This is a genomic window from Bradyrhizobium sp. Tv2a-2 (assembly GCF_000472425.1).
Taxonomy (GTDB): domain Bacteria; phylum Pseudomonadota; class Alphaproteobacteria; order Rhizobiales; family Xanthobacteraceae; genus Bradyrhizobium.
This window is the reverse complement of the sequence record NZ_AXAI01000009.1, coordinates 268,848-291,927: the sequence shown is the minus strand read 5'-3', so window position 1 is coordinate 291,927 and position 23,080 is coordinate 268,848. Positions and strand designations below refer to the sequence as shown.

The 23,080-nt window shown below is 62.6% G+C and carries 21 protein-coding genes and 1 pseudogene; 11 read left to right on the top strand and 11 right to left on the bottom strand.

The window, feature by feature from the left end:
- Position 1 precedes the first annotated feature (1 nt).
- A complete protein-coding gene (locus A3AI_RS0121115; RefSeq protein WP_036049004.1) occupies positions 2–178 on the bottom strand; it encodes a Flp family type IVb pilin in 177 nt (58 codons plus the stop codon).
- A gap of 262 nt (positions 179–440) precedes the next feature.
- On the opposite strand from A3AI_RS0121115, the gene A3AI_RS47770 reads away from it, so the two are divergent.
- The 3 genes from A3AI_RS47770 (at position 441) to A3AI_RS0121100 (ending at position 3,167) form a co-directional block, all read left to right on the top strand.
- A complete protein-coding gene (locus A3AI_RS47770; protein ID WP_156927872.1) occupies positions 441–593 on the top strand; it encodes a hypothetical protein in 153 nt (50 codons plus the stop codon).
- A 225-nt stretch (positions 594–818) separates the two neighbouring features.
- Positions 819–2,453, top strand: coding sequence for a thiamine pyrophosphate-requiring protein (locus A3AI_RS0121105; RefSeq protein WP_024517479.1), 1,635 nt, complete (start codon positions 819–821; stop codon positions 2,451–2,453).
- A gap of 216 nt (positions 2,454–2,669) precedes the next feature.
- Positions 2,670–3,167: a hypothetical protein gene (locus A3AI_RS0121100; protein ID WP_024517478.1), complete on the top strand. Its 498-nt coding sequence runs from the start codon at positions 2,670–2,672 to the stop codon at positions 3,165–3,167.
- 167 nt (positions 3,168–3,334) lie between these two features.
- Here A3AI_RS0121100 and A3AI_RS0121095 read toward each other — a convergent pair whose 3' ends face one another.
- Positions 3,335–4,303, bottom strand: coding sequence for an ABC transporter substrate-binding protein (locus tag A3AI_RS0121095; RefSeq protein WP_024517477.1), 969 nt, complete (start codon positions 4,301–4,303; stop codon positions 3,335–3,337).
- A 381-nt stretch (positions 4,304–4,684) separates the two neighbouring features.
- Between A3AI_RS0121095 and A3AI_RS43225 the strand changes: the two genes are divergently transcribed.
- Both A3AI_RS43225 and A3AI_RS0121085 read left to right on the top strand, forming a co-directional pair.
- Entirely contained in the window at positions 4,685–6,727 is a 2,043-nt protein-coding gene (locus A3AI_RS43225; protein ID WP_245286925.1) for a GAF domain-containing protein, read from the top strand.
- 2 nt (positions 6,728–6,729) lie between these two features.
- Complete coding sequence (locus A3AI_RS0121085; protein ID WP_024517476.1) at positions 6,730–7,119, top strand: response regulator; 390 nt, start codon at positions 6,730–6,732, stop codon at positions 7,117–7,119.
- Between the two features lie 79 nt (positions 7,120–7,198).
- Here the strand turns inward: A3AI_RS0121085 and A3AI_RS0121080 are convergent, their stop codons facing one another.
- On the bottom strand, positions 7,199–8,773 hold the full coding sequence (locus A3AI_RS0121080; RefSeq protein ID WP_024517475.1) for an MDR family MFS transporter: 1,575 nt from the start codon (positions 8,771–8,773) through the stop codon (positions 7,199–7,201).
- A gap of 161 nt (positions 8,774–8,934) precedes the next feature.
- Complete coding sequence (locus A3AI_RS0121075) at positions 8,935–9,450, bottom strand: YcgN family cysteine cluster protein (RefSeq protein ID WP_024517474.1); 516 nt, start codon at positions 9,448–9,450, stop codon at positions 8,935–8,937.
- 317 nt (positions 9,451–9,767) lie between these two features.
- Here A3AI_RS0121075 and A3AI_RS0121070 point away from each other — a divergent pair, with 317 nt between their 5' ends.
- The 3 genes from A3AI_RS0121070 to A3AI_RS0121060 are packed head-to-tail and all read left to right on the top strand — an operon-like array spanning position 9,768 to position 13,228.
- Positions 9,768–12,047 (top strand): transglycosylase domain-containing protein, encoded by a 2,280-nt coding sequence (locus A3AI_RS0121070; protein ID WP_024517473.1) that lies wholly within the window; start codon positions 9,768–9,770, stop codon positions 12,045–12,047.
- 12 nt (positions 12,048–12,059) lie between these two features.
- A complete protein-coding gene (locus A3AI_RS0121065; protein ID WP_024517472.1) occupies positions 12,060–12,638 on the top strand; it encodes a DUF1214 domain-containing protein in 579 nt (192 codons plus the stop codon).
- Positions 12,635–13,228 carry a DUF1254 domain-containing protein gene (locus A3AI_RS0121060; RefSeq protein ID WP_024517471.1) on the top strand — a complete coding sequence of 198 codons (594 nt, stop codon included), beginning with the start codon at positions 12,635–12,637 and terminating at the stop codon, positions 13,226–13,228. Before A3AI_RS0121065 ends, A3AI_RS0121060 begins: the two co-directional genes overlap by 4 nt.
- Positions 13,229–13,362: 134 nt before the next feature.
- Here A3AI_RS0121060 and A3AI_RS0121055 read toward each other — a convergent pair whose 3' ends face one another.
- Positions 13,363–13,884, bottom strand: coding sequence for a hypothetical protein (locus A3AI_RS0121055; protein ID WP_024517470.1), 522 nt, complete (start codon positions 13,882–13,884; stop codon positions 13,363–13,365).
- A gap of 267 nt (positions 13,885–14,151) precedes the next feature.
- Between A3AI_RS0121055 and A3AI_RS47765 the strand changes: the two genes are divergently transcribed.
- Positions 14,152–14,406: a hypothetical protein gene (locus tag A3AI_RS47765; protein WP_036049000.1), complete on the top strand. Its 255-nt coding sequence runs from the start codon at positions 14,152–14,154 to the stop codon at positions 14,404–14,406.
- A gap of 157 nt (positions 14,407–14,563) precedes the next feature.
- Here the strand turns inward: A3AI_RS47765 and A3AI_RS47760 are convergent.
- Positions 14,564–14,734: pseudogene (locus tag A3AI_RS47760) on the bottom strand (IS110 family transposase); the annotation flags it as partial.
- Positions 14,735–14,860: 126 nt separating this feature from the next.
- Positions 14,861–16,228: a TAXI family TRAP transporter solute-binding subunit gene (locus tag A3AI_RS0121040; protein WP_024517468.1), complete on the bottom strand. Its 1,368-nt coding sequence runs from the start codon at positions 16,226–16,228 to the stop codon at positions 14,861–14,863.
- A 664-nt stretch (positions 16,229–16,892) separates the two neighbouring features.
- On the opposite strand from A3AI_RS0121040, the gene A3AI_RS0121035 reads away from it, so the two are divergent.
- Complete coding sequence (locus A3AI_RS0121035; RefSeq protein ID WP_024517467.1) at positions 16,893–18,218, top strand: 4Fe-4S dicluster domain-containing protein; 1,326 nt, start codon at positions 16,893–16,895, stop codon at positions 18,216–18,218.
- Between the two features lie 8 nt (positions 18,219–18,226).
- Here the strand turns inward: A3AI_RS0121035 and A3AI_RS0121030 are convergent, their stop codons facing one another.
- A complete protein-coding gene (locus A3AI_RS0121030; protein WP_024517466.1) occupies positions 18,227–19,054 on the bottom strand; it encodes an MBL fold metallo-hydrolase in 828 nt (275 codons plus the stop codon).
- A 90-nt stretch (positions 19,055–19,144) separates the two neighbouring features.
- Between A3AI_RS0121030 and A3AI_RS0121025 the strand changes: the two genes are divergently transcribed.
- Positions 19,145–19,996: a LysR family transcriptional regulator gene (locus A3AI_RS0121025; RefSeq protein WP_024517465.1), complete on the top strand. Its 852-nt coding sequence runs from the start codon at positions 19,145–19,147 to the stop codon at positions 19,994–19,996.
- Positions 19,997–20,066: 70 nt separating this feature from the next.
- Here A3AI_RS0121025 and A3AI_RS49370 read toward each other — a convergent pair whose 3' ends face one another.
- The 3 genes from A3AI_RS49370 to A3AI_RS0121010 all read right to left on the bottom strand — a co-directional run bounded on the left by A3AI_RS49370 (position 20,067) and on the right by A3AI_RS0121010 (position 22,715).
- Positions 20,067–21,332, bottom strand: a complete 1,266-nt coding sequence (locus A3AI_RS49370) for a transglycosylase SLT domain-containing protein (protein WP_245286924.1) — start codon at positions 21,330–21,332, stop codon at positions 20,067–20,069.
- A gap of 414 nt (positions 21,333–21,746) precedes the next feature.
- On the bottom strand, positions 21,747–22,508 hold the full coding sequence (locus A3AI_RS0121015) for a hypothetical protein (RefSeq protein WP_024517463.1): 762 nt from the start codon (positions 22,506–22,508) through the stop codon (positions 21,747–21,749).
- Positions 22,509–22,526: 18 nt separating this feature from the next.
- Positions 22,527–22,715 carry a hypothetical protein gene (locus tag A3AI_RS0121010; RefSeq protein WP_024517462.1) on the bottom strand — a complete coding sequence of 63 codons (189 nt, stop codon included), beginning with the start codon at positions 22,713–22,715 and terminating at the stop codon, positions 22,527–22,529.
- Between the last annotated feature and the right edge of the window lie 365 nt (positions 22,716–23,080).

The following is a 23,080-nucleotide window of genomic DNA, read 5'->3' as shown; positions in this document are numbered from 1 at the left end:
GTTACTTCAGCGCGGTGCTCACCGACGTGTACGTGTTGTTCAACTGCGTACCCATGCCGTTGACGACGGTGACAATGACAATGCTGATGCCCGCCGCGATCAGGCAATACTCGATCGAAGTAGCGCCGGACTGATCCGCCAGGAACTTTGGAATCAATCCCGAAATCAGCGCACGCATGAAAAACTCCTGTGGCCCGATAGTGCGATTCTCCCGCATTGCCGGAGGCTGAGCAATGTAGGTTTGGACAGATTTTGTTTCTGTTCATAAACACGCTGAACAGCCGGTTAAACATTTGTCCGAAACCGCGCGGCAAGTCTCGCATCGGCGACAACAAGTCTCGCATCGGCGATAAAATTGGCAGGTCGACGTTCTTTGCAGGCAAAATTTACTCTTCGTTTTACCTGTGTAGCTCATGCTTGTGGAACTTGGAGCAAGCCACATGCCATCGCCGCAGAACGTCAGAAAGAACTTTATCGATATCTTGGGCGACACCGCCGAGCAGCAAGGCACGCGTCCCCAGGGCCGATCGCTGACGAACAGGGTGCTGGCGTTCATTGCCGCGCTATGGCCCCGCTCGCATGGCCCGAACTAGACGAGCCGAATCCCGCTCTCCAGATTGCAAGATGCAAAAAGCGGATGGCAGGGCTTCTGCCGCAGAGCCGCCTGCCCGCTTTACCGGCCGCCTGAATCCTGTTCCTGTTGGCGCATGATCCGGAAACGTGTGTAGCGGTTTTCCGAAGAGATCATGCTCAATTGACTCGATTAAAGAGCCAAGCAGGCCGAGCTGACAATCGGCCAGTGTTCGGGAGAAACGGCCATGAAACTCGGCACCGCCATTGCGGAAATACTCAAGCGCGAAGGCATCGAAATTCTCTGTGGCTATCCGGTCAATCATCTGATCGAATATGCCGCCAATGCCGACATCCGACCGGTGATGGTGCGCCAGGAGCGGATCGGGCTGCACATGGCGGACGCGATCTCGCGCGTCACGTCGGGGCGGTCGATCGGCGCGTTCTGCATGCAGCACGGCCCGGGCTCGGAGAACGCGATGGGCGGCGTCGCGCAATGTTTTGGCGAGTCGGTTCCCGTGCTCGTGCTGCCGATGGGCTATGCGCGCCGGCTTTCCCATATCGAGCCGAACTTCAATTCCAGCGAGGCGATGAAGCCGTTCGCAAAGTCCTCGGAGCCAATCATCCTCGCCGCCGAGGTCTGCAACATCTTCCGCCGCGCTTTCACCAAGTTGAAGAACGGCCGCGGCGGGCCGGTGATTGTCGAAATTCCCGCTGACATGTGGAACGAGGAGGTGCCGGAGCCGCTTGCCTATAGGCCGGTGCTGCGCACGCGCTACGGCGCCGATCCCGCCCATATCAAGGAAGCCGCGGCGCTGCTGATCAATGCCAAACGCCCGGTGATCTATGCCGGCCAGGGCGTGCATTACGCGCGCGCCTGGCCGCAGCTGAAACGGCTGGCCGAGCGGCTCGCCATTCCCGTCACCACGAGCCTGGGCGGCAAGTCCGCCTTCCCGGAGACGCACCCGCTCTCGCTCGGCTCGGGCGGGCTTGCGGTGCCGCGCGCCGTGCCGAAATTTCTGGGCGAAGCCGACGTGATCTTCGGCATCGGCTGCTCCTTCACCGAGACCAGTTTTGGCATCGCCATGCCCAGGGGCAAGACCATTATCCATTCCACGCTCGACCCCAACCATCTCAACAAGGATGTCGAGGCCAGGATCGGCCTGGTCGGCGATGCCGGTCTCGTGCTCGATGCGCTGCTGGAAGAGATCGGCAAGACAGTGACTGCGGATCACGACGCGCGCGGCGTCGCAGCCGAGATCGCCGCCTCTCACAAGGAGTGGCTTGAAAAATGGATGCCGAAGCTCACCAGCAACGACGCGCCGCTCAACCCCTATCGCGTGCTGTGGGATCTGCAGCACACCGTCGACATCAGGAACACCATCATCACCCATGACGCCGGCAGCCCGCGCGACCAGCTCTCGCCGTTCTGGAAGGCGGTCGAACCCCTGTCCTATCTCGGCTGGGGCAAGACCACCCAGCTCGGCTATGGCCTCGGGCTTGCAATGGGCGCCAAGCTCGCAAAACCCGACAAGCTCTGCATCAATGTCTGGGGCGATGCCGCGATCGGCTTCACCGGCATGGATTTCGAGACCGCGGTGCGCGAGCGGATTCCGATCATGTCGATCCTGCTCAACAATTTTTCCATGGCGATCGAGTTGAAGGTGATGCCGATCTCGACCGAGAAATATCGCTCGACCGACATCTCCGGCGACTACGCCGCGATGGCGCGCGCCTTCGGCGGTCATGGCGAGCGCATCACGAAGCCGGAGGAGATTGTGCCGACGATCAGGCGCGGCATCGAGAAGACGCAAGCCGGCATTCCCGTGCTCTTGGAGTTCATCACCAGCAAGGAGACCGAGGTCTCGCGACCGGGGACGTGAGGGAGCGGATGAACTAAAGCTAATGAAAGAGTTGTCCGTTTGTACGGCGCTGAACTCGACGAAATTTCTCGCGTGGGCCTAGCCGTCGCGCGTTGGGAGCATCGCCGACGTTAACCTTGTCGGCAAATGATCCTTACGTGGGTCGGCAGCCGCCGACAAATTGCCTCATTGGAGCGAAGAATCTTCACCTGCACTAACTCGGGATAGAGGCGCATCATGCTGAAAATGGTGTTGTTGGGCTTCCTCATCCTGTTCGGTGTAGGAGTACTGTCAGCAATGGAGCTCAGAACTCCACCGCGCAGTGCAGTAGCCATCGTCCAGCCGCCTGCCGAGCCAAACGCAGACATTTCCGATTCACATGAGGCGCTGGCGAAGGGTGATCGCCTTGAAGTTGCAGCCGTGAGCAGCGAGACGCCAGAACAGGCTGTTTCGATCGACGAAGGCACTGCTCGGCCGGAAGACGTCAGTATCGGTTCTGAAGACATCAGTATTGGTCCTTCGCGGCCTCCGAGGCCGATCGCCCGTCATCGGCACAATCCCAAATCGAAGAAGGTCACGACCGCTGCACGTCCCAAGTCGAAGCCAAAGGCGACCGTTATCAAGCGAACTGCCATTTCACAGCGTTCAAAAGCCGCGAGCGATACCGAGCCTTGTCGGCTCAAGGCGTTCGGTGGCTTGCGTAAGGCTTTGAATTCAGCCGACTGCGAAATCTGAGGCCCTCTGAGCACGACAGATCGAAGTCGAACGATCCGTGTTCGTGGTCCGCTATGGCGTCACGAGCGTCGATTTCGGACCGTTCGCGGGATGACTGCTTCTCTGCCGAGAGCGACGGAATAGCAGTCGCCACTTCGCTGACAGGCCCATGAACAGACAGCTGGATGTTATTCGATCACCTCGTCGGCGCTTGCCAGCAAACTTTCCGGCACGTTCAGTCCGAGCGCCTTAGCAGTCTTCTGATTGATCGCCAGCTCGAACTTGGCCGGCTGCTCGACCGGTAGATCGGCCGGCTTTGTCCCCTTGAGGATGCGATCGATAAAATAGGCTTGGCGTCGACTGGCTGCATATAGGTCGGCACCATACGATATCAGAATGCCGGTTTTTACGGCTTCCCTGTCAAAGAAGAGCGTCGGCAACCGCCTCCGCATTGCGAGACCGGCAATCCGCTCGGCAAGCCCATCGAAAAGCGGCGTGGGCAGGAGAACGACGGCCTCTGCCTGCGCGTTCATTGCAGCCTGCAGCGCACCATCGATGGCATCGGCATCGCGCCCCTCGAGAACTTGAAGCTTGAGACCTAACGCCGCGGCAGCGGTCTGCGATTCTTCAACCGAGAAATGCGCAGCCGGATCGTCCGGGTTCCAGATCACTGCAACTCTGGTGATGCCCGGAACCGCTTGTTTTAGGAGTTGGAGTCGCTTGCCGCTGACCTCCGGACCGAGCAGGCTGACGCCGGTGACATTGCCGCCGGGCTTGGCGAGACTGGCAACAAATCCAAGCCCAACCGGATTGGTACTCAGCGTGACGATCGGAATCGTCTTGGTTTGGTCGAAGGCCGCGCGTGTTGTCCGTGAGCTGTTGGCTGCAATGGCATCGACTTTGAGGGCGACCAATTCGGCGGCAAATCCATCCAACTGGCCAGCCGTTTTGCCCGCGGACCGATATTCGACGAGCAGGTTCTGTCCCTCGACATAACCGAAGTCGCGCAGCCCTTGGCGAAACGCATCCTCAATTCGGCTGTTCGCGATCGACAGCCAGCCGATCCGCGGTAGCGGCCGTGTTTGCTGCGCGCCCAACCCCGAGGGTCGGGCAATCGCCATGCCGCTGAGGGCCGCGATAAATTCGCGCCGCTTCATGACCTCGTCCTCTTTGACGTCATACGAGACAGCTTAGAGTAATTCACACTTCGTTCACATGACGGATCTGCCGTGCATCGCAGTAAAATACAGGCGACCGACGGCCCGGTGTGCTCCCGACAGCCGACGTCCCTGCAGTAAACACGCTGTGGAGCCGAGCGCCACCAGTGGAAAATTAGGGCTCCGTCTCGGCCAGCAGACTGCCCTGGCAGCGTAAACCCTGAAGCGAACCGTCTAAGCAGACCTCGCTCGAAATGACAGCCAAATCAACTCGACAGGCCTAGCCCAGTGGGACCGGGGATGAAATAATCCGGTTCTATTGAGCCGTTTCACGGATTTGGCCCGGTTGCCCCTGAGGCGCCGGGCGACATGGATTTCGGGATGACCGCGCTTTCCAAGGACGTGGTGACCGACCTCAAGCGCCGGATCGCGGCGCTTGAGCAGCAGGCGCAGACGCAGGCGATCGAGAACGCGCGGCTGTTCAACGAGACCAGGGAAGCGCTGGCGCAGCAGACGGCGACCGCCGAAATCCTCGCCGCCATCAACAATTCCGGCGGCAATCTTGCGCCGGTGTTCGAATGCATCCTGGAGAAGGCGCACCAGCTCTGTGGCGCGCCATGCGGAAGCCTGCAACTCTATCGGGATAATCGGGTGACCGCCGTCGCGACCCGCGGCATGACGCCCGCTTTCGACGAATTTCTGCGGCGCGGCTATCCCTTCGCCGAAGGCATCCGGAGCGGCCTGTTGACCGATCGTCCGATGCAGCGGGCCGACGTCGCCGAGATGTTGAAGGATCGCGCCGACGAGCCCTCGTTCAGCGCCACGCGCGCCTCGGTCGAGCTGGGCGGCATTCGCACCATGGCGTGGGTGCCGCTGTTGAAGAATGGCACCGCCTTCGGACGCATCGTCGCTGCCCGGCAGGAGGTGCGCCCGTTCGACGACAAGCAGATCGCGACGCTGCAGGTGTTTGCGGCGCAGGCCGTGATCGCCATCGAGAATGCCCGCCTGCTGCAGGAATTGCGGGCACGCACCGATGATCTCTCGGAATCGCTGCAGCAACAGACGGTGACCGCCGACGTCCTCAAGGTCATCAGCCGCTCGGCGTTCGATTTGCAGACCGTCCTCGAGACTCTGACGCAATCGGCCGTGAACCTGTGCGAAGCCCAGCAAGGGATCATTTTCCTGCGTGACGGCGATCTTTATCGCGCCGAGGCGGTGGCGGGAGGTGGCCCGGACTATCTTGAATTTCTCAAGAAACACCCGCGCAAACCCGGCCGCGAGTCGATCTGCCCGCGCGTCGCTCTTTCGGGCACGGTAGAGCAAATCCCCGATGTGCTGGAGGATGCCGAATATCACTTTCCGGGCGTCACGAAGATCAGCGGCAATCGCGCGCTCCTCGGCGTTCCCCTGTTGCGCGAGGGACGCATCGAGGGGGTGTTTGCACTGGGGCGCAGCGAGCCGGGTGGCTTCACCGAACGGCAGGTCGAACTGGTGCAGACATTTGCCGACCAGGCTGTCATTGCCATCGAGAATGCCCGCCTGTTCAATGAAGTGCAATCGCGCACGCAAGAGCTGGCAAAATCTCTCGACGAGTTGCGCGCCGCGCAGGACCGGCTGATCCAGACCGAAAAGCTCGCCTCGCTCGGCCAGCTCACCGCCGGCATCGCGCATGAGATCAAGAACCCGCTCAACTTCGTCAACAATTTTGCGGCGCTGTCGGCTGAGCTGACCGACGAGCTGGACCGGGCGCTCGGACCGGTCGAACTCGATGCGAAAATCCGCGACGAGGTCAGCGAGTTGACCGGCATGCTCAAGGACAACCTGCAGAAGGTGGTCCAGCACGGCAGGCGCGCCGATTCCATCGTCAAGAACATGCTGCTGCACTCCCGCGAGGGATCGGGCGAGCATCGTCCGACTGACATCAATGCACTGGTCGAGGAGAGCCTCAACCTCGCCTATCACGGAGCGCGCGCCGAGAAGCCGCAATTCAATGTGACACTCGAGCGCGAGCTCGACCCCAATGCCGGCACAATCGAGGCGTTCCCCCAGGAAATCACGCGCGTTCTTCTGAACCTGATTTCCAACGGCTTCTATGCGGCGGCCATGCGCAAGGCGGAAAATGGCGAAACCGGCTTCGAACCGGTCGTCAAGGCCACCACTTGCGGCCGGCCGGGCCATGTCGAGATCCGGATTCGCGACAACGGAACCGGGATTCCGCTCGAGGTGAAGGACAAGATATTCAATCCCTTCTTCACCACCAAGCCGGCTGGCGAAGGCACCGGGCTTGGGCTATCCATGACCCACGACATCGTGGTGAAACAACATGGTGGCACGATCGATGTCGCAACCCACCCGGGCGAATTTACCGAGTTCATCATTTCATTGCCGCGAACAAGCGATCTTTCAAACAAGACCAGAGGTTAGAGGTGGGTATTCTCGTTCTCGTGGTGGATGATGAGCCCGATGTCGAGGCGCTGTTCCGCCAGCAATTCCGGCGCGATCTGCGCGCACAGCGTTTTGTGATGGATTTTGCCAATTCGGCGGCGGATGCGCTGACGCGCGTCGGTTCGACCATCGACAATTCGCTGATCCTGATCCTCTCCGACATCAACATGCCCGGAATGACCGGGCTCGAGATGCTGCCGAAGGTGAAAGAGATCCGCCCGGACGTGCCGGTGATCATGATCACGGCCTACGGTGATGCCGACACCAAGCGCAGGGCGCTGGAAAAGGGCGCCTCCGGGCTCCTGACCAAGCCGATCGATTTCGCGGTGCTGCGCGAGGAGATCGACACCCGCGTTGCGCAGGCGCATTAAGGCATCGCGAGATTAGCTTCGGTGGTTGCCGCGCTTCACCTCTTTCCCGGCAAGGAGAGGTGAACCGGGTTCGCGGCCCCTACTCCGCCATCTCCGGCGGCACGGACGCAGGACCGGCCAGCGGCCGCTCTTCCATCGCGATCATGCAGACGGCGGCGCAGGCGAGCATGACGGTCGCTGCGGCAAAGACGTAGCGGAAGGCCGCCACCATGTCGGCGGCGGCAATCGAGCCGACCGGCCCATGGCTGTCGCCGACGAGCGAGACATCTGAACCGAGCGCCATCAGAAGGATGGCGGAGAAGGCCGCGACCGTGAAGGACGACATCATCGCGCGGAAGAAGTTCATCGCGCCGGTCATGGTGCCGACCTGTGCGCGCGGCACTGCGTTCTGCAGCGAGACCACGGTGATCGGAAACACGGTGCCGAGGCCGACGCCGAAGGTCGCCAGCAGCACGAGCAGCATCCACAGCGTCGGCGTCACGACGGTCATCGTTGCCGACGCCAAAGTGGCGATGATCGAACCGGCGATGGCGACCCGCTTGTAGTGCCTGACCCGCGCCATGGTCCGGCCGGCAATCGCAGCCCCGCAGGTCGAGATCGCCGCCAGCGGAATGAGGCCGAGCCCGGCCTCGCTGGCGCTCAGATGATAGACCACCTCGTAATAGAGCGGCAGAACCACGGTCAGCCCGATCATGGCGCCGAGTGCGCAACCGCTCGCCATCAGCCCGTAGGGCACGACCGAGCCGCCGATCATGGACAGCGGCAGGAACGGCTCATCCGCCCTGCCCGCATGCCAGACGAAGGCGAGCGCCAGCGCCAGCGCGCCGCCGATCAAGCCCAGGATGGTCGGGGACAGCCAGTGAAAGCGGTTGCCGCCCCAGGTCAGCACCAGCATGAACAGCACGGCCGAGACCATCAGCAGCACGCCGCCGAGCCAGTCGACCTTGCGGCGGCGGTGGTAGACCGGGATCTTGCCCATCTTCGGCAACAGCAGCGCGAGCGCGGCGAGCGCCAGCGGCAGGTTGATCCAGAAGATCATCGACCAGTGCAGGTGGTCGGCAAAGATGCCGCCCAACACCGGTCCGCTGATGCCCGCGATCATCCACACCGCGCTGAAATAGGCCTGGTACTGGCCGCGCTCGCGCGCGCTGACCACGTCGGAGATCACGGTCTGCACGACCGGCATGATGCCACCGCCGCCGAGCCCCTGCAGGCCGCGGGCCAGGATCAGGATCGGCATGGTCGGCGCTAGCGCACAAAGCACGGAACCGGCGATGAACAGGCTCAGGGACACGACGATCATGGCCCGCCGGCCATAGATGTCGCTCAAGGTGCCGAACACAGGCGCGACCGCCGTCGAGGCCAGCAGATAGGCGGTGATGACCCAGGAGAGATTTGAGACGTCGCGGAACTGCCGGCTGATGGTCGGCAAGGCCGTCGCGACGATGGTTTGGTCCAGCGCGGCCAGGAACATCGTGAGCAACAGGCTCAGCAGGATGGTCCGCACCTCGCTCTGTGTCAGCGGCGGACGGGCGGGCGCGATCGACGGCGCAGCGGAAATCGCGGCCGGAAGTTCCGATAGTTCTGCCGCGATGTCGGCGGGCACAGCGGCGGAGGCGGCAGGATTACGGCGCTGCCGTATGGACTGGTTCATGTTTCGGAATATTTTTATTCGGTGCGCCGCAATAACGGCGCAGATTCGCTAACTCGCGCTGAATTTAGGGGTTAAACGGCTCCTCAGGCAGCACTCCTGGCGCATGGCTGGTCCCACCCTGCCCCAAACCGTTCGCAAGTGCGTGATCGGGCGCCGGCTTCTCAGACCTTGGGGCGCTTCTTCAGCCGCGCCCGCCTGGGCAGGAGCGCGGGCCAGCTCACGATATGGTCTTCGAGGTCCTCATCAGGAATCTCGTCCTCGGTGCCTTCCACCCGGCCCCGCACCGAGACGCCGGCCTCGTGCACCGTGTTGGGGTCGCCGGAGATGAGCGGGTGCCACCAATAGAGGTCACGCCCTTCCGCGACCAGGCGATAGCCGCAGCTTGGCGGCAGCCAGTTCAGGCTGCGGACATTCTCGGGCGTGAGGCGAACGCAATCCGGAACTTTATCGGAGCGGTTTGTGTAATCCTTGCAGGCGCATAGGCCGGCATCCAGAAGCTTGCAGGACACATGGGTGAAGTAGATCTTGCCGCTATCCTCATCCTCGAGCTTTTCCAGGCAGCAGCGCGCGCAGCCGTCGCACAGGCTTTCCCATTCGTCCCTAGACATCTCCTCCAAGGCCTTGGTTTTCCAGAAAAATCCCTCCTGGTCGGAGGGTCGCTTGGGCTGCGTGGTCATCTTGTCTCTTGAACCGAAGGATCAACTCGCTTTTTTGCCGTTTCGGCCGCATCCGGCCAGCGTCCGGCCGGACTTATCCACGCACGCGCAGGGGCTTGCACGGCATTAGTCCTAAACCATGAAAATCGCGAGCCGGGCCATTGGTTTATGTGGCCTGCTCAGCTAGATAGAGATGAATCCCTGCAGGACGCAAGGAGCGGCTCGGATTTAATGCCTTGGGTTTGCCGCAACGCTACCGCAAGACAATTTCGATTCGACGGTGCCCACCGGGCGCGCTTTGAAGCGCTTTCGAACTGGCAAGAGTTTAGAGAATCCCAGTGCGCAAGATCCTCCCGGACAACTGGAAGCAACGGCTCAACAACTGGCGTCTCGACCTCGACGCGCGGTTCGACTCGGCGCTGTTCTCCTCGTTCCGGGGCACCCGCGAGCTCTATGAGCGCTTCTCGACCTTCATGGACAATTTCTATGTGGGCGGCTGGAAGCGCTGGGTCTTCATCGAGCCGTTCTCGGAAGCAGCCACCCTCGGGCTTGGCGGGCTGATCGTTTTGCTGGCGCTCGCCATCCCCGCCTTCCGCGAAACGGCGGACGAGGACTGGCTGAAGAAGTCCGACCTCGCGGTGACCTTCCTCGACCGCTACGGCAATCCGATCGGCAGCCGCGGCATCAAGCACAACGACTCGATCCCGCTGGAAGATTTTCCGGACAATCTGATCAAGGCGACGCTCGCGACCGAAGACCGCCGTTTCTACGACCATTTCGGCATCGACGTCCCCGGCCTCGTGCGCGCGCTGGTCACCAACGCCCAGGCCGGCGGCGTGCGCCAGGGCGGCTCCTCCATCACCCAGCAGCTCGCCAAGAACCTGTTCCTGTCGAACGAGCGCACCATCGAACGCAAGATCAACGAGGCGTTCCTGGCCATCTGGCTGGAGACGCGCCTGACCAAGAACGAAATCCTGAAACTCTATCTCGACCGCGCCTACATGGGCGGCGGCACCTTCGGCGTCGACGGCGCGGCGCATTTCTACTTCAACAAGTCGGTGCGCGACATCAACCTTGCGGAGGCGGCGATGCTGGCCGGCCTGTTCAAGGCGCCGACCAAGTTCGCCCCCCACATCAACCTGCCGGCGGCGCGCGCCCGCGCCAACGTCGTGCTCGACAACCTGGTCGACGCCGGCTTCATGACCGAGGGCCAGGTGTTCGGCGCGAGGCGCAATCCGGCCACGGCCGTCGACCGGCGCGACGAGAACTCGCCGAACTATTATCTCGATTATGCCTTCGACGAGATGCACAAGCTCGTCGACACCTTCCCGAAATCCTACAACGAGCGCGTCTTCGTGGTCCGCACCGCGATCGACATGAACGTGCAGCATGCCGCCGACGAAGCGATCGAGAACCAGCTGCGCCAGTTCGGCCGCGATTATCATGCGACGCAGGCTGCGACCGTGGTTGCGGACATGGACGGCGGCGTCCGCGCCATGGTCGGCGGCCGCGACTATGGCGCGAGCCAGTTCAACCGCGCCACCGACGCCTATCGCCAGCCCGGCTCCTCGTTCAAGCCGTATGTCTATACGACGGCGCTCCTGAACGGCTTCACGCCGAAGTCGATCATTGTCGATGGCCCGGTCTGCATCGGCAATTGGTGTCCGCAGAACTACGGCCACTCCTACTCCGGCGCGGTGACGCTGACGCAGGCGATCACCAACTCGATCAATGTCGTGCCGGTAAAACTGTCGATCGAGCTCGGCAAAAAGGCCGGGGGAGGACCGAAGCTCGGCCGCGCCATGATCGTCGCAACGGCACGCAAGTTCGGCATCACAGCGCCACTGCCCGATACGCCGTCGCTGCCGATCGGCGCCGACGAGGTCACCGTGCTCGAGCACGCGGTCGCCTATGTCACCTTCCCGAACAAGGGGATGGCGGTAACGCCGCATGCGGTGCTCGAGGTGCGCACCGGCGCCGGCGACCTGGTGTGGCGCTGGGATCGCGACGGGCCGCAGCCGCGGCGGGCGATCCCGGCGAATATTGCCGCCGACATGGCGGGGATGATGAGCCATGTGGTCAGCGAAGGCACCGCGCGGCGTGCGGGGCTCGACGGCATTCCAACCGCGGGCAAGACCGGCACGACCAATAACTACCGCGACGCCTGGTTCGTCGGCTACACCGGCAACTTCGCCTGCGCGGTCTGGTTCGGCAATGACGACTACTCGCCGACCAATCGCATGACCGGCGGCTCGCTGCCGGCACAGACCTGGCACAACATCATGACGGTCGCTCATCAGGGCATCGAGATCAGGGAGCTGACCGGCGTCGGCATGGGTCAGAAGCCGCCGGCGGCGGAGAAGCCACAGACCATGGCGGCCAATGGCGCGCAGAAAGCCCCGGAGATCAAGCCGGGACCGCCGCCGGTCCTGACCAGGCGCGGCGCCGATGTGCTGGTACACGTGGAAAAGATGCTCGACGAGGTGGCCAGGACCACGGACAAGACGTCGGCGAGCGAGCCAGCCAGGCCCGTCAAGCCGGTGTCGTCGAGCGAGCTGCCCTTCCCCGACAATCTGGCGGCGGCAACCGGCGACGCGGCCTCGTCGCTCAAGAACTGACGCGTTGAACCCGTGCGGCTGATTTTCGGAACCATCCTCGCTTTGTGTATCGCCGCCATCGTCGGGGTCGGCTCGACATGGATGACGACCACCCGCGGCACCGAGCTCGGCACACTGACCATCGGGGCCTGGACCGCCCGCCCGCGCACCGGCACCGCCGACGTCGATCCGTATTCGCGCGCCACCATCACCCGCAACGGCGAATTGCCGATCGGCACCGGTGACGGAATTGCATTCACGGCCGGCGCCGACGATCGCAAACGCCCGCTCGATGGCCGCTGCGACGTGGTCGTCAGCGGGGTGACGCCCGCGGCGCGGTTCTGGACGCTGACGCTCTATGACGGCAAAGGCCACCTGGTTGCCAATTCGCTGCAGCGTTACGGCTTCACCAGCCAGGAGGTCGTGCGCGGCGCGGACGGCTCGTTCGAAATCCACATCGCCTCGCGCTCGCGCGCCGGCAACTGGCTGCCCACCGGCGGCATCGAGCGCTATGCGCTGATGCTGCGCCTCTACGACACGCCGGTCGGGGTCGCGACCCGCTCCAAGCGCGACGCCCCGATGCCGGCGATTGCCACGGTGGGGTGCCCATGATCCGGCTCGCCTTCACCGTCGCCGCCGGCGTGCTGCTCGGGCTCATCGTGCATCTCGTCAGCGTGCTGGCGTTGCCCAAGATCGCGAGCGAGGACGCCTATTCGCGGTTGACGCCGTTGACCAAGCTGAACGCCGTCACCCAGCTTCCGCTGGCCGATCCCGGCAATACGCTGATGCCCTATCTGGACCCGGCCTTTGCGGAAGCGATCTGCCGCTACGACCTCTCGACCGGACCGATCAAGCTCAAGGTCCCGGTCAGCCAGGCCTACACCTCAGTGTCGTTCTACACCCGCAACGAGCGCGCTTACTACGCCATCAACGACCGCTCCGCCGGCAAGAAGGTGATCGAGCTCGACCTGATGACCGAAGCGCAGCACGAAGCGCTGCCGGAGGACGAGGACATCACCGCCGCCGACCGGCTGATCATCGATTCACCGACCGCAACCGGCCTGATCGTGATGAAGGCGCTGGCGCCCGAGCCCGGCCTGATGGTGCAGGCGCAGGCCTCGCTCGCGGCCTCGAGCTGCAGTGTGCAGGCTGATCAGCCCGTCAAGCAGCCCGAGCCGTCAAGGCCGCAGGCACGGCGCTGATCCGTCGCAAAGCGGCTATTCGCCGACGGCATCAACGCGGTGCACTTGAAATGCCGACTTCGCGATATCTCGCTCGAGTCCCCGTCACCAAGGCTGCAAGCACGAATGAGCACGTTAGTGCAGCGGACAATTGTTCAGCGTGCGTCGAGACTGGCGCGAGGCGTATTTCCATCCGCAACTTGATGAGTCTCGCCAAAGGGCTTTGCGCGTGAATCAGACGCCACGCGTGAGCTGCAGGGCGGAACAATGGCGGCGAGATCACGACCTCGCAGATAGATCATTTTCGACGTCAACCCACCGTGCCGCGCGACCCAGGCGCGCACCGGAGCTGGGTAGGTCCTCATTAGATCTTCCGTCCCGGAAGGGCTGACGACGCGCTTGCCGGAGTCATCGAACGTCCATGCGGCATGGAAACCAAACACTGCATTATGGGTGGCGCAGATTCGGTCGCTCGGGACCAGTCCGAGCACCATCGTGCAGGCCGAGACGCATGTGCCGGCGATGACAACGGGCTCGCCAGAGTCGCGCAGCTGCCGGAAGTGCGTCGTGTAATCCCGCATCTTACCGCCGATGTCGCCGCTGATAATTTCGGTCGCAAAGACCGACGTGACGCTCAACGCTGTCGATACTACCGCAGCAATCAGGTGCGCTCGCATGTCCTTTTCCTAGGCAGTGGCGGATCAATCATGCGCCACGCCTCGCAAATCGCATGCCACCGGCGGCCCACTTAAGGTGGGCAAACTAAGAAGCTGATTTGAAAGCGATTTGCCTGGATTGCTGCCCCGCATTCACCTCTGCAGCAAGTAAGGCAGCATCGCCGAAGTCTAAAAAATAGACGTATTCACGCCTCTTTGATGAAAATCAGTGCAGCCGAAGCTGTACCCTACCAACAGTATTCCAGCGGAAAATGCCGGAGGAAGCTCATGACTATCAAGTACATCCTTGCAGTCGCACTCCTCACGCCATTCCTGACAGTGTCCAGCACGGCTCAGCAGTATCAGGGAGGGCCCAAATCGTCTGTTCCCCCCACGGTACAGCAAATCGGCTACGGCGATATTTACGCGCAGGGCATCGATGTCTACCCGCCGCAAGGCGACATCTACGCGCAGGGAGCGAGAACCAACAAATCCCACGCTTATCGCAGTGGCCCAAGGACAGTCGTTCCGAACGGCAAATGAGAGGATTTCCGCTTCGGGTTTGCCGCCCTTTCTCAACCCGGCAAACATCCGCAGCCTTATGATCCAGGGATGCTTTCCGGATGCCGCCGGGCGTGTTGAACAACGGCTGTCGCGCCGATGACGAGCAACCGTCGAATACAGCGGTCTCCCTGCTTGGAGATGCCGCCTCACAAATTGCCTCCGCGCCGGTGCTGTCGTTCTTCTGCCGCTTGACGTAGGGCTTCACATAGGCCGGAGGCATCAATCGCACCGTATGCCCCAACGCCTGCAGCTCGCGGGACCAATGGTGCGATGACGCGCAAGCTTCGATCCCCGCCAGGCATGGTGGCCGATCACTTCCAGTCTACGCCGATAAACAGACATTCTCACGGTTCGTCGGCATGTCTCAAAGGGGCCAGAAGCGGCGCTTTCCGCCTTGGCAAAAAGGCAGCAGGACCAGAAAGGTCGCCCGCCTCTACTCTAGCGACCGGCCTCGGACTTGTAGCGTTGGCTCCGGATTTGCAGAGGCAAGCGCAACCCTTCGATCGTGGATGAGATTTTCAAGACGATGGGCCGCAACATTTAGCGTAGCCGCATCCAGCGCGTTTTCGTCGTCATCTGCTCTGGCGCGTTGCGCGCGCAGAACCTCGTCGATCTGATTTTCGATCTCCAACAATTCCGTTTCGTTTTCGGCGAGCCTTATTTTTCGCCCCAACGCATAGAGGGAATCCAGTGCCGGCTCCCTCGGCTTGAGTTCGCCGGATCGGAGAAACTGCCAGGCCGCGGCAAGAACCGTGGCGAGCGCGCCAAGAGCCATTGGCGCCAGAAAGATGACGTTGCTCCACTTGTCCAGGAAAGTTTGCTGGTTACCGTTATAGAACTCTGCTGCTCCCGGATGAACGGGAAGATAGGCACCAGCGTCGGTATCGGGCGCCTTGAACTGCGCAAGAATCGGTAACTCGGCCAAAAGATCTCTGCGAGCGCTCGTTATGGCTTGCGTAAATCCGGCAATCATATCGTTGTCGAGGCTCTTCTTGCCAACCAGGTAGAAGGAAGTCTGCAGCGTGGTCACATCATCTTCGGGAACGGGAGGGGATCCGCGCAACGTACCCTTCGGGATGTCGAAGCTCTCATAAGCGCGCTCCTTCTCCGCAATCGCTCCCGCATTCTCGATCGGGATCAGAACCGGGGCGGTCTTCGCATTCTGGGGGAATAGCCCCCGCACCAGAGATAAGTACTTGTCACTTAGCGGCATGACGAAGAGGACGGCACGTATCTCCTTCGTATCGAGCGCTCGGCGCACCTGGTCGAGTGCAACGTTCTTGAATACGACGTTGGCGCGGTCAAGGTCATACGCCCTGGTCAACACGCTGACGATCCTCTGATTGGTGTCGGCTGCCACCACGCCCACGGTCGTGCGCTTCAGGCCAGCCATGTCCGTAATCGCCGATCCCGGGGGGGCAACAAGCAGCGCCACGGCCTGGGCCAAGACCACAATGGCTTGCGCGTGCGAGAGGTCGCCGACATCTCCGCGAACGACGGCAAGGTCGGTCTTGCCGGACGAAAACGCGGCGGCGGATTCAATTGGGCCGGTGGTCTCGACCACTTTTAGGCGTACCGGCGCGTTATTGACAGCAAGCCTGCTCGCAAGCGCCGACACGATTTTGGGAGCCTCGCCATCTGACGACCCGACCGCGATCGACAACGTCACCGGCCGGACGTACCAGCGGTACGCAAACAGGCTCGCGCCAGTAGCCAGCACCACCAGCGCCACCACAACCACGATGCGGAGCCAAACCGGCAGCTTGGCGGCATCAAAGCCAATTCTCGATAAGTCATCCATGGCCGTGCCGCCTCCCGCTGCGAGGGTTCGCCGTCGGCTGTCGAGCCAAAGGCCCGCTTTTGCGCACCGGCCGGGAAGTGGAACAGGTTAACATCGACCGGTCGGGCGCTGTCCAAGGTGTTAGCACGCTCCCCTTGCACACTTGCTTGCGGCACGGCGCGCGGGATTTCTGATGCAAACGCCATTGACCCAGTGCATGCCCGGTACACATGCTTACCTAACCTTGACGACCATGTCGTTTGGCGCTTGCAGCGGAGCACGCGGCATGGCGAGAGCCGACGACGCCAAGACCAGAGCAAGCACACCTACTGTCCATTTGATCATTGTTTGCCCTCTATCCGTGCCGTTTGGACATAATGGGGCGCGTCCAAGCCGAGAGCCGTTGATCTGGATCAACCCTGCTCGTGGTCCGGAAACTGGAGCAGCGTTTCCCGATCGGACGACCTCTTCGACGCTGTCATTCGTGCATAGCTCCTTCTGCATACGGCGGGGACCTCCAGCGGACAAAACGACCGGAGACAAGGACCACCTGTGTAGCAGTCAGGTCATTTTCGACGGATTCAGCTGGGGGTGTCGGCTGGCGGTGAGCCAATGAGTCCATGGACCTAGTCAACGGATTGTCGACTGGCTACTCTTGCCCAACGCCCGGCAAGGGAGGCCGTCCATGGACGAAGTCTCATTCGAAGCTGCCCTCGACGATCATGTTCACGACATGATGGATGCGTGCATCCGCTGCGGCAAATGCGTCGAGGCCTGTCCGACCATGGAGCCGGCCGGCATCGGCAACGCCGATCCCATCGAGGTCATCGCCGGCGCTCTCGACATCATCCGTGATGGCCAAGGACCCGAAGCCTCGCGCAAATGGGCCTCGTCCTGCGTGCTCAGCGGCGAATGCATCAAGGCCTGCGACTATAACGTCAATCCGCGTTTCCTGCTGGCGATGGCGCGAGCCGCCATGCGACGTGCCAGCAAGGACTTGCCGGAGCGGCGGCGCGACGGCGTGCAGGCGTTCCGCGATCTCGGCCGCGACGTCGCCACCCTGTCGCAGCTGCAGCTCGATCACACCACGCTGGAGCGGCTCGGACAGGGACGCGCATCGGCCGGCACATCCGAAGAGCTGCCGGACTTCGTCTTCTACACCGGCTGCAATGTGCTGAAGACGCCGCATATCGCGCTGCTCGCGCTCGATATCATGGACCGGCTTGGTATCAGCTACCGGGTGCTCGGCGGCCCAAGCCATTGCTGCGGCGTGCAGCAGTTGCGTGCCGCCGACATCGAGATGGCCGGACGCATGGGCGCCAACACCATCGATCACCTCGCGCGCTCGAAGAGCGGCAACGTGCTGTCATGGTGTCCGAGCTGCTATGTCCAGTTCACCGAGACCACGCTTCCGGCGCTGGAACGACAGGGTCGCGCAAAACCGTTCGAGCTGACGCCGTTCATCAAGTTCCTGCGCGGCAGGCTTGCCGATCTCGCCCCTCACCTCACCCGCCCCGTTGCCATGCGCGTCGCGCTGCATCGTCATCCCGGCGTGGCCGGCACGATGGAGGCAGCGGCCGACCTCCTCCGCGCCATCCCCGGCATCGAGCTCGTCGCGCTGGACATACCGGCGGCGGGATTGCAGAGCGTGTCCTTGAGCGCGCTACCCGCCTACAAACGGCAATTGCAGCTTGCGGAGCTCGAGGCGGCGCACAAGGCCGGCGTCGATGCGCTGGTCGCGGTCTATCATTCCGATCACCGCGAGCTGTGCGGACATGAGCGGGACTGGCCGTTCCGCATCGTCAATGTGCTGGAGGTGCTTGGCGAAGCGATGGGTCTGCGGCAGCCAGACCGCTACAAGGAGCTCAAGCTGCTGCAGGACGCCGACCTGATCATGGCCGAGTGCCACGAGCTGATTGCAGAGCATGCGCTCGATCCGGCGAGGGCGCGCGAGGTGGTGGTCAAGGGGTTGCTCGGCGACCAGCCGCTGCCGCTGCAGGGCCGCGCTTAGCAGGCCTCTCAATGCCTGCCGCAGCGGCAGTTCTCGTAATGCACGGGATCGTGGCTGTTGATGACGGTGACTTCGCTGCCATGCTGCAATTGCAGCGTGCGCAGGCGCTCCTGATTGGCAAGGCGCGCATCGCGATCCATATCGACGCGGCGCTGGAAATAGCCGAGCACGAGCGGTATCCGGACCTTGGGCTGCAGCTGCCCGTGAAAGAAATAGGCATCGCCCGCATGCAGCCACCACTTGTCCTTGTCGCGCACGGCGATGCCGCAATGACCCATTGTGTGGCCGGGTAACGGGATCATGAGAATATCAGGCTCACGGTCGCCGAGTGCGCGGACGCCCTTGAAGCCGAACCAGCTCTCGCCGCCGTCGTCATAGAGCGCCCAGTCAGGCCCGTGCCGCCATTGCTCGGTGACATAACGCCCCTTCGGCGCTGCCGGCTTGCCGAGCACGGCCATCTCATATTCGGCGCGGAGCACATGCACCCTCGCGTTGGGAAAGTCGGGAATGCCGCCGGCGTGATCGCGATCGAGATGCGTGAGCAGAAGATGCCGCACGTCACCTGGGGCATAACCCAGCGCCTTGACCTGCTGCACGGCGGTCTCGGCCGGGTCGAGCCGCGGCGCAGTCTGCCGCACCCATCGCCGGCTGAGTTGCATCGGGTTGGCGATGTCGCCAAGCCCGATGCCGGTGTCGACAAGGGCAAGCCCGTCCCGTGTCTCAATCAACAGGCAGTGGCAGACCATGCGGGCGCGCTGAAAGATGTGGCCGGTGCCGTTCACCAGCCGCCGGCCGATCGGGCACATCGTGCCGGTGTTGAGATGATGGATGCGCATGAGAAACCTCGTTTGAGATGTCCGCCTGCTTGCCACGGCGCCGGTTATAGGTAAAATATTGTTCATTGATACCATCAATAGGATGGACCTATGGATATCCGCGAGCTCCGCTATTTCGCGGCCGTGTTTGCCGAGCGCAATCTGACGGCAGCCGCCCGGCGCTGCTTCATCTCGCAGCCCTCGATCTCGGCCGCCATCACCAATCTCGAAGCCGAGCTCGGCACGATTCTGTTCGTCCGGCACAAGAAAGGCGTCGCGCCGACGGCATCAGCCGAACAGTTTCATGCCATCGCCCGGCGCATCATCGACGAGGCCGACGCAGCGAAGAATCTGTTCCGGAAAGCTCCATCGCGGCTCGCCCTCACACTCGGCCTGATGCGCACCCTCGACCGCGCACGCATCGTCGGCCTGCTAAAGCCCCTGACCGGCAATCCCGATATCGCGCTCCGCCTCGTCGGTGCGGACGAACGAGCCGACGCACGGATCATCTCCAGGAGCATGCTCAAGTCGAGGGAGCATTTCGTGCCGCTCTGGACCGAACGCTATGTCGCGGCGTTGCCGCCCTCGCATCCCCTCACCTTGAAGGACAAGTTGCGGCCCGCGGATTTTGACGGCGTCGCGATGGTCGATCGCTGCCATTGCGAGCAGAATGAGCTCTTCCGCCGGCACGCCAGCCCGCGAAAGCCTGCTGCGATTGCGGAATCGGAAGACTGGGCAATGGCCCTGGTTGCCGCCGGCGTCGGGATCGCAATCGTCCCTGAGGGTATCGCACGCGCCCATCCAGACATTGCTGTCCGTGATATCGACGTGCGGGTGCAGCGCGAGGTGGGGCTGGCCTATGATGCCGGACAGGCTGTTTCGGACCTGCTGAAGAATTTCATCGCGGGGCTCCAGAAGCAGACACCGCGCAGCAAGAGCCGCCGGCCGTCGCTCCCGAATTAGGCTAGCCCCGTTGATCTGACGCGACGAAGGCTACGTCCGCCTCGCTCCGTCGCAGCATGCGTGTGAGCAGTTACAAACTATTCGATCTCGAGCTTCCGGCCGCCGCGGCATTGACGTTGGCAGCTGGATAGCGGGCATAGAACGTCTCGACACGGTCCCGCCACATCGCCACGAACGCGCCCGAGGTGAGGCTATCTACCGACTTCCATTCGCGTTTGACCGCTGGCAGCGTGTTGCCCCAGATGGCGCGCTTGCACCATCGCTCGCCCTTCGCCATGCCCTCGTGAGTCGCGCACATCGACTTCCAGGCAACCTGCTGCGGATGGCTGACGTGTTCGGCGGCTCCTTCCCAGCCCTGCTGGTGGATCAGATAGAGATTGGCGAACGTCGGCTTCTCGTTCGTCATTATTTCGAATAGCGCAGCCTCGCTGACGAACTTGTAGGCGGCAGCCATCGCATTGTCGCGAGGATTGAGGATGTCGCCCGACCCGTATTGGTTGAACTCAGACTTGCTCAGCTGGAACAGACCGATATAGGAGCCGGTGCGTTCCTTGGGATTAAAATCGGATTCGATTTTGGCAACCGCCCTCATGAAATTGACATCGACACCGAACGCTTCGGCCGCACGTTCGATCTCCCGGACGGGCGTCCCGAGTGGAACGCGGCTCAATGCCGCCAAGGCGATCTTCGCGGGTTTCTCCGGCGGCGGAATTTCCGAGTAGACGTAGTACTTCAGATACGACTGTTCGCCTTCGTCCGGATTGGGCGAAGAAGGCGAGGAAGCGAGCAGACGGTCCTGCTGTGACGTTGCCTCGTTCTCGGACGGCGCAACCTCCAGGCTGGCAAGAGCCTGGCGCGGCGAACTCGCGGCAGCGGACGGCACCCCGCGCGGCGCCGCGTCGCTGAATCCCGCAGCAACAATCGCATTAGCCGATAATCTCGTATCGTATTCCGCCTCGACGGCCGGGGTCGACGACACTGCGTCGACAGTGGTCAGCGCCTTGGTCACGTTCAGCGGAATGGCGCCGAATGCATCAGCAACTCTCACATTCGGCGTGGCGACGCTCGGGCGCGATACCACGATCTGCTGGATCGCTGCAGGCAAAGTCCCTGCGAGCGCCGTCGTGTCGGCGCTATCGACAGCGGCGTTGGCCGTTGTCTGCGGGGAGTCCGCGACCTCGGCGTCGGCAGTGAGAGATGGTGGCGGCCGGTCGACGATTGGCGCCGCAGCGGTGTGTTCGACGCCGGCCGAACCGAAGCCAGCAACCCAGGCGACAATGGAACCCGCGAGAACTACGGTTAGCGCCGGCACCATCGCCAATCGCCGCGGGTTCATGATCGTAACCTCCCAACGCTCCACTGGGCCGGATTGAAGCGCCAAGCATGCGACGCCGCTGTACCCTCGGATCACGATGTGACCGCCCAAGGGCAGAAACTGCAGATCATCGATTTTTGTCAAACAGTGTTGCTTGAATGCAACTCGCGGCCGCCAGCGAGTTGTTGTGCATCCTCGGACGGAAGCATGCAGAGGTCGCCGCTGAATAAGCTGTTGAATCACTCGACCGGCGGCGAGGCCAAGCCAGCGCCGATCTCGCCGTCGTCAGCATCGACGCGAAGCTCCGCATGGCGACCGGCTCGGCCCTAATGGCGCAAGTGCGACGGAAAGCGGCGACAATGGGACGATCTCTGCTTCTCTCGGCGTTTGTCCGCTTCGCTTCGCTCTGCCCAACCTGCGGCTTATGACGCGGGGTCAGCCCCGCGTCGTGATCGGGCGGCCGATCACCGGCGGATTGGCTGCGACCGGCGGATTGGCGGTTTGCGCCGCGAGCTCGCCGATCAGGCGGTCGGCATCGGCGGCCATGCCGTCGGGCGCCTGCAGCACCAGCCGCTCCAGCCCCCAGCGATAGGACGACACCCGCCGCTCCAGGCACTGCTGCACCCACTGCACAATGAGCGCGTTCTCCTGCATGCGGCTGATCGCATCAGCATTCTCGCGCGGTGACAATTCGGACATATGCGCCATGCTGGCGCTGCGCTTGCGGTCGAGATCGACGACGCGCACGGCCGTCGAATAGAACAGCTCGAAGCGCGTGATGTCGTCGCGCACGTCGTCGATCAGCTGCGCATAGCGCGAGGCATGAGTGCGATGTGGCTCGTCGATCAGCGCGCGGCCATAGGCGGTGCGATCGAAGACCGGCGCCTGGCGCCAGGGCGAAGCAATCGGCGTGTAGTCGCCGAACACGCTTTTCCACGCAGGGCGCGAATGCGGCGGCTCGATCAGCGGATAGGCATAGTCGCGGAGCTGGCGCTCATTCTCGGTGAGCTGGAATTGGGAAGGACGGATGCCCACGCTCGATGTGGCCTCGCGGCCGATCCAGCTGTGCATGTCGTCGTTGCGCATGTCGTCGCGGGTACGCCAGAAGTCGCCGCCGCTGCAGCCTGCGAGCAGAAGCGTCACCAGCAAGGCCGGCAGCGGCGATAGCGACCTGATCGGAGAAACCGTCCCCGGCATGGCATTTCCAATCTTTGTTCAGCGCCGCCGCCGGCGGCGGCCCGTAGCCGTGCCCTGCTCGGGCCCGCGGTCGCCGCTCGTCTCGTCGGTGTGACGCTCGATGCGAACGACGGGAAGGATCAGGACGGTCGCGGCGGTCTCGAGCGGAGCGAACTCCGTCGTTGAGCCCAGCCGCCGCGGCGCCGGAAATTCGATGATGGTCCCCATGTCGGTTCTCTCTAGTCAGCTCTTTTCTGACTGCTGCCGCGGATCGTTGGTGCGGCAATATGCGAACGATTAAGATCAGGACGTGGTTAACGGCGTCTTAATCGCCGCTTTGGGACAGGAAGGCGCGCCGACAAAGCCCTGTCGCGTTGCAGACGGACAACACCGCAAGAATACAGGTGATTTTCACGGATCGTCATCCTTAACGAGCTGTTACGCCCAAGCCCTTGATCTCACTGGAGCGCTGTGCGCGGGCGTGTGCGCCCTTCTCGTTCACGTTTCGGTCGGGTAGAGGCCTGGACAAAGTTCGCTGCGGACGACGCCAACCTGAGGATGTTCATGGCTCAAAAGCGAAAGGCCCGCCGAGC